Source organism: Streptomyces sp. NTH33 (genome assembly GCF_003236365.1).
Lineage (GTDB): Bacteria > Actinomycetota > Actinomycetes > Streptomycetales > Streptomycetaceae > Streptomyces.
On record NZ_POTZ01000258.1, the window covers coordinates 1 to 10,298 of the forward strand.

Below are 10,298 nucleotides of genomic sequence, written 5' to 3' on the forward strand. Positions count from 1 at the left end.
CCCGTCGCCCGCCACCACCCCGTGGAAGCGCTTCGCGCTGCTGTGTCCTTTGGGCGGGCGCTTCGGAGCCGTCCAGCAGCGTCGACAGCACCGGGACGAGATAGGCCAGCGACTTTCCGGACGCCGTGCCCGTGGCGACGACCACCGAGTGGCCGTCGAGGGCGTGCTCGGCGGCGCGTGCCTGGTGGGCCCAGGGGTGTTCGACGCCGCAGGCCTGGACGGCCGCGACGACCTCCGATCGAATCCGGTCGGGCCAGACGGCATGGCGACCCGCGCGCGGGGGCAAGTGCTCCGTATGAGTGATGCGCGCAGCCCGGCTCGGCCCCGAGACGAGCCGGTCCAGAACCACGCCTGGCGTCAGGCGGGTTGCGGGGTCCGTCGAGGATCGATCGGATCGGTGATTCTTGGCCATCGGCACCGAGTGTGTCACCGGCGTGCAGGACAATGGGACCAAGGCGTCGTGCACGCCTGCCGGTAAGTGATTGAATGCCATCGCGGCTGGCGAACCGTCCCGGGGGCTTCAAGCCGAGGCGCCCGAGGGGCGACCGCTCGATAGCAAGGTGCTGGAGGATCCGTGGACCTGTCCCTGTCGACCCGTACCGTCGGCGATCGTACGGTCGTCGAGGTCGGTGGCGAAATCGACGTATATACCGCGCCCAAGCTGCGCGAGCAGCTGGTCGAGCTGGTGAACGACGGGAATTTCCACCTCGTCGTCGACATGGAGGGCGTGGACTTCCTCGACTCCACCGGTCTCGGCGTACTGGTCGGCGGTCTGAAGCGAGTGCGTGCCCATGAGGGCTCGCTGCGCCTGGTGTGCAACCAGGAGCGCATTCTCAAGATCTTCCGCATCACCGGTCTGACCAAGGTGTTCCCGATCCACACCACGGTCGACGAAGCGGTGGCGGCCACCGACTGACCGCCGGCCCCGGCCGGTGTCCGGGGCGGAAGAGTTCAATCGGGGGACCGGGCTTTTCGGCGGCCCGGTCCTTCGACAGCACGCCCACAGCTCCGAGGGGGATGCATGGCCACCGTCGAACTCCGCTTCAGCGCGCTGCCCGAGCACGTCAGGACCGCCCGGCTGGTGGCGGCCGCGGTGGCGCGCAGGGCCGGAGTGGACGAGGCCGTCCTCGACGAGGTCAGGCTCGCCGTGGGTGAGGCCTGTTCGCGCGCCGTCGGGCTGCATCGCAACGGCGGGATCGCGGCACCGGTGAAGGTGCTGCTCACCGAGGAGGAGAAACAGTTCTCCATCGAGGTCGGCGACGAGGCCCGGCACACGCCGCACCACCCCGGGGACGCCCCGGGCGCCGTGGACGAGGCGGAGACCGAGGAGGACGAGATGGGCCTCGCGGTCATCAGCGGCCTCGTCGACGACGTGGAGGTCTCGGCCGGGGAGCACGGCGGGCTGATCAAGATGACCTGGCCGACCACGCCGTCGGCCGCCACGCTTGCCTGACACGTGCCACCACCCACTCGGCGTACCGCACGAGGGCCCTGCTCGGCAGGGCCCTTTGCGTTTTCGCCGACCGCGTCCACCAGGTACATTGAATTAGTGAAGGAATTCACGATCAGTCGGCAGATCATTTGATCAAGCATTGATCGAGTGTCAATGGTTTTGAACCATTACCTCTTTCGGGTTCCGTGGCGTGACGTCGATCATTTGCTGAAGAGCAGGTGAAGGCCAATTCGGTTTGCCGCGCTCTGTTTTGATCAGGTTCCGCTACCTACAATCCGTCCACATCTTGAGCTCAGCCCAAGCGTCAAGGAGGACGAATGGCGGGGCTTTCTACCCCTCATCAGTTGGGTCACCCCACAACCTTCGCAACCGCAGTCCTGACCAACGACAATCGGATCATCGTGGCGGTCATCGCGGCCGTCGCGCTGGCCGCGCTCGTGGTCGCAGGGATCCTGGTGCGCCAGGTGCTCGCGGCGGGCGAGGGCACCGACAGCATGAAGAAGATCGCGGAAGCGGTCCAGGAAGGCGCGAAGGCCTATCTGGGCCGCCAGTTGCGCACGCTCGGCGTATTCGCCGTGGTCGTGTTCTTCCTGCTCCTGCTGCTGCCCGCGGACGACTGGAACCAGCGTGCCGGACGATCGGTGTTCTTCCTGATCGGTGCGACGTTCTCGGCGGCCACCGGCTATATCGGCATGTGGCTCGCCGTGCGCAGCAATGTGCGCGTCGCCGCGGCGGCCCGGGAAGCGACTCCCGCGGAAGGTGAGCCGGAAAAGGATCTCACCGCCGTCTCGCACAGAGCCATGAAGATCGCTTTCCGTACGGGCGGCGTCGTCGGCATGTTCACAGTGGGGCTCGGCCTGCTGGGCGCCTCCTGTGTGGTGCTGGTGTACGCGGCCGACGCGCCGAAGGTGCTCGAAGGCTTCGGCCTCGGCGCAGCGCTCATCGCGATGTTCATGCGGGTCGGCGGTGGCATCTTCACCAAGGCCGCCGACGTCGGCGCCGACCTGGTCGGCAAGGTCGAACAGGGCATTCCGGAGGACGATCCGCGCAATGCCGCGACCATCGCCGACAACGTGGGCGACAACGTCGGCGACTGCGCGGGCATGGCGGCCGACCTCTTCGAGTCGTACGCCGTCACGCTCGTCGCCGCGCTCATCCTCGGCAAGGCGGCCTTCGGCAACGACGGGCTCGCCTTCCCGCTGCTGGTGCCGGCCATCGGTGTGATCACCGCCATGATCGGCATCTTCGCGGTGGCGCCGCGCCGCGCCGACCGCAGCGGCATGACCGCGATCAACCGCGGCTTCTTCATCTCCGCGGTGATCTCGCTCGCCCTGGTCGCGGCTGCCGTCTTCATCTACCTGCCGTCGTCGTACGCCGACCTGACCGGCGTCACCGACGTGGCGATCACGGGCAAGAGCGGCGATCCACGCATCCTCGCCCTGGTCGCGGTGGCCATCGGCATCCTGCTGGCCGCCGTGATCCAGCAGCTGACCGGCTACTTCACCGAGACCAACCGGCGTCCGGTCAAGGACATCGGCAAGACCTCGCTGACCGGTCCGGCCACCGTCGTCCTCGCCGGCGTCTCCGTCGGCCTGGAGTCGGCCGTCTACACCGCCCTGCTGATCGGCCTCGGCGTCTACGGCGCGTTCCTGCTCGGCGGTACGTCGATCATGCTGGCGCTGTTCGCGGTGGCGCTGGCCGGCACCGGCCTGCTCACCACGGTCGGCGTGATCGTCGCCATGGACACCTTCGGCCCGGTCTCCGACAACGCCCAGGGCATCGCCGAGATGTCCGGTGACGTCGAGGGCGCGGGCGCGCAGGTGCTCACCAACCTGGACGCCGTCGGCAACACCACCAAGGCCATCACCAAGGGCATCGCCATCGCCACCGCGGTCCTGGCGGCATCGGCGCTCTTCGGGGCGTACCGCGACGCGATCACCACCGGGGCGCAGAACGTCGGGGAGAGAATCTCCGGCGCGGGTGCGCCGATGACCCTGATCATGGACATCTCGCAGCCCAACAACCTGGTCGGCCTCATCGCCGGCGCGGCGGTCGTCTTCCTCTTCTCGGGGCTGGCGATCAGCGCGGTGTCGCGGTCGGCGGGTTCGGTGGTGTTCGAGGTGCGGCGGCAGTTCCGTGAGAAGCCCGGGATCATGGACTTCAGCCAGAAGCCGGAGTACGGCAAGGTCGTCGACATCTGCACCAAGGACGCCCTGCGCGAGCTCGCCACACCCGGGCTGCTCGCCGTCATGGCGCCCATCTTCATCGGGTTCACGCTCGGCGTCGGCGCGCTCGGCTCCTACCTCGCGGGCGCGATCGGCGCGGGCACGCTGATGGCGGTGTTCCTCGCCAACTCCGGCGGCGCCTGGGACAACGCCAAGAAGCTGGTGGAGGACGGCCACCACGGAGGCAAGGGCAGCGAGGCCCATGCGGCCACAGTGATCGGAGACACGGTCGGCGACCCCTTCAAGGACACCGCCGGTCCCGCGATCAACCCGCTGCTGAAGGTGATGAACCTGGTGTCGCTGCTCATCGCGCCCGCGGTGATCAAGTTCTCCTACGGCAGCGACAAGAGTCTCGGCGTACGGATCGCGATCGCGGTCCTGGCGCTGATCGTCATCGTCGGCGCGGTCTACATCTCCAAGCGGCGCGGAATCGCCGTGGATGACGAGGACAACGCCGAACGGGTGTCCAAACCGGCCGATCCCGCGGTGGTTTCGTAGGCGGCCTCACCCCAGGCCCGGCCCAAGAGACGGGCGGGTGGCGCGTACGACGCGTCGCCCGCCCGTCGTATGTGCGGATGCGCCCCCCTCGTGAGCCTTCTCTCGCTTGGTGCAAATGGCTGCAAGGTCCCTTTTAAGGGGCATTCGAACCAGGGTCGTCGCCGGCATGCCGTGTATGTTCCGGGGCCGAGAGCCATGGAAGGGACCAATCCGGTGAACAAGAAGCTCGCGGCCGCGCTGTCCGGCGGTGCGGTACTGGTACTGGCACTGACGGGCTGCACCAGCGGCAGCGACGACAGCAAGAACGACGCGCTGAACGCCTGGGCCAAGCAGGTGTGCGACGCGGTGCAGCCGCAGGCGAAGAAGATCGAGGCCGCCAACACCGCCATCCAGAAGGAGACCTCGGACAACAGCGAGCCGGCCCGGGTCCAGAAGACCGACGCGCAGGCCTTCCAGGACATGTCCGACGCCTACAAGGCGATCGGCGACGCCGTGAACAAGGCGGGCGCTCCCCAGGTCGACGACGGCCAGAAGAAGCAGCGGGCCGCGGTCAAGGAGCTCCACAACCTCAGCGCCTCCTACGCCTCCCTCAAGCAGCAGGTCGACAAGCTCGACACCAAGAACCAGGCCAAGTTCGCGGACGGTCTGAAGGACATCGCCACCCAGCTGGACAAGCTGAGCAGGACCGGTAACGACGCCCTGAAGAACCTGGAGGAGGGTGACGTGGGCAAGGCGATGGCGCGGCAGCCGAGCTGCAAGTCCGCGTCCGCGCCCGCCGCGCCCTCGGCGGTGAACGGCTGACGCACGCGCGTGTGTGTGATGTCGGCGGGAGCCGACGGGAGCCGGCAGGGACGGGAGCCGACAGAATGGGGTCGTGAGTGACTCCAGCCTGCCCGTCCTGCCCGTCGAGGGCTGCCTGGAGGCCGGCTGGCTGGTGCGCGCCGGCGAGGACGAGCTCGCCGCGACCGTGGACGTACGGCCGTACGGCGGGCCCGCCGGCGAGGACTGGTTCATCGTGTCCGATCTGGGCTGCGCGGTCGGCGGATCAGGAGGTGTGCGCGTCAGCGCTCGTTGGAAGGGTGGCGGCGGGCGACGGGCGGGCGGCATCGGCAGCCGCCAGGAGAACGTCGTCCTCGGCGTCGGCGGCGCGTCCACGACCCTGGCCGGCATCACGGTCCGTACGCCCGTCGGCTCCGCGCTCGACCTCGGCACCGGCTCCGGCATCCAGGCGCTGCACGCCGGCCGGCACGCCACGCGCGTGACCGCGACCGACGTCAACCCGCGCGCGTTGCACATCGCCGCCCTGACACTGGCGCTGTCCGGCGCGCCGGCCGCCGACCTGCGCCGGGGCTCGCTGTTCGAGCCGGTCCGCGACGACGAGACGTTCGACCTGATCGTCTCCAACCCGCCCTTCGTGATCTCTCCCGGCGCCCGGCTGACCTACCGCGACGGCGGGATGGGCGGGGACGATCTGTGCCGCACGCTCGTTCAGCAGGCGGGGGAGCGGCTGAACGAGGGCGGGTTCGCGCAGTTCCTCGCCAACTGGCAGCACGTGGAGGGGGAGGACTGGCAGGACAGGCTCAGGTCATGGGTGCCCCGCGGGTGCGACGCGTGGATCGTGCAGCGCGAGGTGCAGGACGTCACGCAGTACGCCGAGCTGTGGCTCAGGGACGCCGGCGACCACCGCGCCGACCCGGCTCAGTACCAGGCGCGGTACGACGCCTGGCTGGAGGAGTTCGAGGCGCGCAAGGTCAGGGCCGTGGGCTTCGGCTGGATCACGCTGCGCCGGACGTCCTCCGCGGCGCCCTCGATCACCGTGGAGGAGTGGCCGCACCCGGTCGAGCAGCCGCTCGGCGAGACCGTACGGGCGCACTTCGCCCGCCTCGACTACCTGCGGGACCACGACGACGCGGCCCTGCTCGACGACTGCTTCCGGCTGGTCCGCGAGGTCGTGCAGGAACAGGTCGGACTGCCCGGTGCCGAGGACCCCGAGCACGTCGTGCTGCGCCAGAACCGCGGAATGCGCCGCGCCACCACCGTGGACACGGTCGGCGCGGGCTTCGCCGGCGTCTGCGACGGCACACTGAGCGCCGGCCGCATCCTGGATGCCATCGCCCAGCTGATGGGCGAGGATCCGGTCCTGCTCCGCGACCGCACGCCCGCCCAGATCCGGCTGCTGGTGGAACAGGGCTTCCTCGAGCCGGCGAACTGACACCGGCCGACCGGTTTTCGCTGCCGTCACTTTCTTTCTTCTTTTTTCTTCTTCGACCATTTCCGGTCATGCTGCGCGTGGCGCGGGCAGCGGCGGACGGAACGCGCGGGCGCCCGTCCGCCCGGCGTTCACCGGAGGTTGACCCGGCCGTCGCCCGTGGGTGCCAGCCTCCCGTACCAGGGCATCCGGGGACGGGAGGGGACGTACGTGGAGAGCGGACCGGCGATCTTCGCGGGGACGGTGTTCGCCCTGTTCGGGGCGGCATTGCTGGGGTGGACAGTGGTGCGGGTGCGGCACCGGGAACCCGTCGCCCTCGGCGTCGGCCGGGCCGCGTCGGCGGCCGTCACGAGCCTGCTCGCCCTCACCGCGCTGACCCTCGGCGCGTGGTGCTTCACGCGCGTGTGACAGCCGCCGCACCACCGCGGTTTCCGTAACTGGTAGATCACCCTCCGCATAACCCCGAAAGGGCTGGTGAGCACTCCGGGCGGCAGGAAGGGCAGAAGTCGGGTTACCGTTCGAGTGGCCGTTGCGAGCTTTTCCCGTTTGACACGGGGGCGGGATGTACCGTCACACTCCGCAGCGTCACCACGATCCGACCCCCGGGAAATCAAGGCCCGGGGAGCCCCCAGCGTCGACCGGAGAGAAGAGCGAAGTTGTCCCCGACCAGCGAGACCGCACAGGGCGGCCGCCGACTCGTCATCGTCGAGTCGCCTGCCAAGGCGAAGACGATCAAGGGCTACCTCGGCCCCGGCTACGTCGTCGAAGCGAGCGTCGGGCACATCCGCGACCTTCCCAACGGTGCCGCGGAGGTTCCCGAGAAGTACACAGGCGAGGTCCGCCGCCTCGGTGTGGACGTAGAACATGACTTCCAGCCGATCTATGTCATCAACGCGGACAAGAAGGCCCAGGTCAAAAAGCTCAAGGACCTGCTGAAGGAATCCGACGAGCTCTTCCTCGCCACCGATGAGGACCGCGAGGGCGAGGCCATCGCCTGGCATCTGCAGGAAGTGCTCAAGCCGAAGATCCCGGTCAAGCGGATGGTCTTCCACGAGATCACCAAGGACGCCATCCGCGAGGCCGTCGCCAACCCGCGCCAGCTCAACCAGCGGCTGGTCGACGCCCAGGAGACCCGCCGCATCCTCGACCGTCTCTACGGCTACGAGGTCTCGCCGGTGCTGTGGAAGAAGGTCATGCCGCGCCTGTCGGCCGGCCGTGTCCAGTCGGTCGCGACCCGGCTCGTGGTCGAGCGGGAACGCGAGCGCATGGCGTTCCGCTCCGCCGAGTACTGGGACCTGACCGGTACCTTCTCCACCGGCCGCGCGGGCGACGCGAGCGACCCATCGTCGCTGGTCGCGCGCCTGCAGAGCGTCGACGGCCGGCGCGTCGCACAGGGCCGCGACTTCGACTCCCTGGGGCAGCTGAAGAGCGCGAACACCCTCCACCTCGACGAGGCCACCGCCCGCGCGCTGGCCGCCGCCCTGGAGAACACCCGCTTCTCCGTGCGGTCCGTCGAGTCCAAGCCGTACCGCCGCTCGCCGTACGCCCCGTTCCGTACGACGACGCTGCAGCAGGAGGCGAGCCGCAAGCTCGGCTTCGGCGCGAAGGCCACCATGCAGATCGCGCAGAAGCTGTACGAGAACGGCTACATCACGTACATGCGTACGGACTCCACCACCCTGAGCGACACGGCCATCGCCGCCGCCCGCGCCCAGGTCACGCACCTGTACGGCGCCGACTACCTGCCGCCGCAGCCGCGCACGTACGCCGGCAAGGTCAAGAACGCCCAGGAGGCGCACGAGGCGATCCGCCCCTCGGGTGATCGTTTCCGTACCCCCGCCGAGACCGGCCTGACCGGCGACCGGTTCAGGCTGTACGAGCTGATCTGGAAGCGGACGGTCGCCTCCCAGATGAAGGACGCGACCGGCAACAGCGTGACCGTGCGGATCGGCGGCACCGCGGCCGACGGCCGGGACGTCGAGTTCAGCGCGTCCGGCAAGACGATCACCTTCCACGGCTTCCTGAAGGCGTACGTCGAGGGCGCCGACGATCCGAACGCCGAGCTCGACGACCGCGAGCGCCGCCTGCCGCAGGTCGCCGAGGGTGACGCTCTGAGCGCCGAGGAGATCACGGCCGACGGGCACGCCACCAAGCCCCCGGCCCGCTACACCGAGGCCAGCCTGGTCAAGGAGCTCGAGGAACGCGAGATCGGCCGCCCGTCGACGTACGCGTCGATCATCGGCACGATCCTCGACCGCGGCTACGTCTTCAAGAAGGGCACGGCCCTGGTGCCGTCCTTCCTGTCCTTCGCCGTGGTCAACCTCCTGGAGAAGCACTTCGGGCGGCTCGTCGACTACGACTTCACCGCCAAGATGGAGGACGACCTCGACCGCATCGCGCGCGGCGAGGCCCAGGCCGTGCCGTGGCTGAAGCGGTTCTACTTCGGCGAGGGCGCTGTCAAGGGTGCCGCCGCCGACGCGGGCAACGGCGACGGGGACCACCTCGGCGGCCTCAAGGAGCTGGTGACCGACCTGGGCGCCATCGACGCGCGCGAGGTGTCGTCGTTCCCGGTGGGCAACGACATCGTACTGCGGGTCGGCCGCTACGGGCCGTACATCGAGCGCGGTGAGAAGGAGACCGACACCCACCAGCGCGCCGACATCCCGGCCGACCTGGCCCCGGACGAGCTGACCGTCGAGCTCGCCGAGGAGCTGCTCGCCAAGCCGAGCGGCGACTTCGAGCTGGGCACCGACCCGGACACCGGCCACACGATCGTCGCCAAGGACGGCCGCTACGGCCCGTACGTCACCGAAGTCCTTCCCGAGGGCACCCCGAAGACCGGCAAGAACGCGGTCAAGCCGCGCACGGCCTCGCTGTTCAAGTCGATGTCCCTGGACACGGTGACGCTGGCCGACGCGCTGAAGCTCATGTCGCTGCCGCGCGTCGTCGGCACCGACATCGACGGCCAGGAGATCACGGCGCAGAACGGCCGCTACGGCCCGTACCTGAAGAAGGGCACGGACTCGCGCTCGCTGCAGTCCGAGGACCAGCTCTTCACGATCACGCTGGAGGAGGCCCAGGCGATCTACGCCCAGCCCAAGCAGCGCGGTCGCGCGGCCGCCAAGCCGCCGCTGAAGGAGCTCGGCGCGGACCCGGTCAGCGGCAAGCCGGTCGTGGTCAAGGACGGCCGTTTCGGCCCGTACGTCACCGACGGCGAGACCAACGCGACCCTGCGCTCCGGCGACAGCGTCGAGGCGATCACCCCGGAGCGCGGTTTCGAGCTGCTCGCCGAGAAGCGCGCGAAGGGCCCGGCCAAGAAGACCGCGAAGAAGTCGGCCGCCAAGACGACGGCGAAGAAGACGACGGCAAAGAAGACAGCCTCCACGGCCGCGAAGAAGACCGCGGCGAAGAAGACGGCTGCCAAGAAGACGACCGCCAAGAAGGCGACGGCTTCCACGACGACCGCCTCCAGGACGGCGGAGGACTGATCGCGGACGGCGCGGGACCGATCGCGCGGCGGATCCTTCACGGTTCCTTTGCAAAGAGCACGCCCCGGCATCACTTTGGTGTCGGGGCGTGTGCACGTTCGGACGGTCACCGTGTGCTGTCGGTGTGTCCGGATAGGCTGAACGCATGACGCGAGCCGAGCAGCCAACGGCCCACACCACCGCACCCGACGACGCCCTCGCAGCCGATTCCCGCGAGCGCGCCGTCCGCTCCCTGCTGCGCCGGCCGCAGCTGAGGCGCCTGTGGAGCGCACATCTGGTGGGGGGTGTCGGGGACGCCCTGGCGCTTCTGGTCCTGGTCGTCCTAGCCCTCCAGGCGGCGATCGCCGCCGGCCCCTTCGGCGGGGGCTACCGGGGCGTGGCCTTCGCAGTGGCGACCGTCTTCGCCGTGCGCATCCTGGCGACCC

Annotated in this window: 9 protein-coding genes; 8 read left to right on the top strand and 1 reads right to left on the bottom strand. The window is 69.3% G+C overall.

All coding sequences use genetic code 11. The features are described 5' to 3' along the window. A partial coding sequence (locus C1I97_RS22950; RefSeq protein ID WP_181446869.1) for a DEAD/DEAH box helicase occupies positions 1-493 on the bottom strand: 493 nt, incomplete at its 3' end. A gap of 81 nt (positions 494-574) precedes the next feature. On the opposite strand from C1I97_RS22950, the gene bldG reads away from it, so the two are divergent. From bldG to C1I97_RS22990, 8 genes are all read left to right on the top strand, one after another. After that, a complete protein-coding gene (gene bldG / locus C1I97_RS22955) occupies positions 575-916 on the top strand; it encodes an anti-sigma factor antagonist BldG (protein WP_073947065.1) in 342 nt (113 codons plus the stop codon). A gap of 105 nt (positions 917-1,021) precedes the next feature. Further along, positions 1,022-1,453, top strand: a complete 432-nt coding sequence (locus C1I97_RS22960; RefSeq protein WP_111005082.1) for an ATP-binding protein — start codon at positions 1,022-1,024, stop codon at positions 1,451-1,453. 317 nt (positions 1,454-1,770) lie between these two features. Then, positions 1,771-4,176 (top strand): sodium-translocating pyrophosphatase, encoded by a 2,406-nt coding sequence (locus tag C1I97_RS22965; protein WP_111005083.1) that lies wholly within the window; start codon positions 1,771-1,773, stop codon positions 4,174-4,176. Between the two features lie 195 nt (positions 4,177-4,371). Then, positions 4,372-4,977 (top strand): small secreted protein, encoded by a 606-nt coding sequence (locus C1I97_RS22970; RefSeq protein WP_111005084.1) that lies wholly within the window; start codon positions 4,372-4,374, stop codon positions 4,975-4,977. Between the two features lie 73 nt (positions 4,978-5,050). Continuing rightward, the gene (locus tag C1I97_RS22975) at positions 5,051-6,388 is read left to right on the top strand and encodes a N5-glutamine methyltransferase family protein (RefSeq protein ID WP_258382702.1); all 1,338 of its coding nucleotides are present in this window, start codon (positions 5,051-5,053) and stop codon (positions 6,386-6,388) included. Positions 6,389-6,595: 207 nt separating this feature from the next. After that, on the top strand, positions 6,596-6,793 hold the full coding sequence (locus C1I97_RS22980) for a hypothetical protein (RefSeq protein ID WP_111005086.1): 198 nt from the start codon (positions 6,596-6,598) through the stop codon (positions 6,791-6,793). Between the two features lie 248 nt (positions 6,794-7,041). After that, on the top strand, positions 7,042-9,873 hold the full coding sequence (gene topA, locus C1I97_RS22985; protein WP_111005085.1) for a type I DNA topoisomerase: 2,832 nt from the start codon (positions 7,042-7,044) through the stop codon (positions 9,871-9,873). 145 nt (positions 9,874-10,018) lie between these two features. Beyond that, positions 10,019-10,298, top strand: a 280-nt coding sequence (locus tag C1I97_RS22990) for a hypothetical protein (protein WP_146608268.1), incomplete at its 3' end; no start/stop codon positions are given.

Bases quoted from the DNA above. Each gene is read 5' to 3' on its own strand.
- C1I97_RS22960 (WP_111005082.1), top strand. From the start codon at position 1,022: ATGGCCACCGTCGAACTCCGCTTCAGCGCGCTGCCCGAGCACGTCAGG.
- C1I97_RS22965 (WP_111005083.1), top strand. From the start codon at position 1,771: ATGGCGGGGCTTTCTACCCCTCATCAGTTGGGTCACCCCACAACCTTC.
- C1I97_RS22970 (WP_111005084.1), top strand. From the start codon at position 4,372: ATGGAAGGGACCAATCCGGTGAACAAGAAGCTCGCGGCCGCGCTGTCC.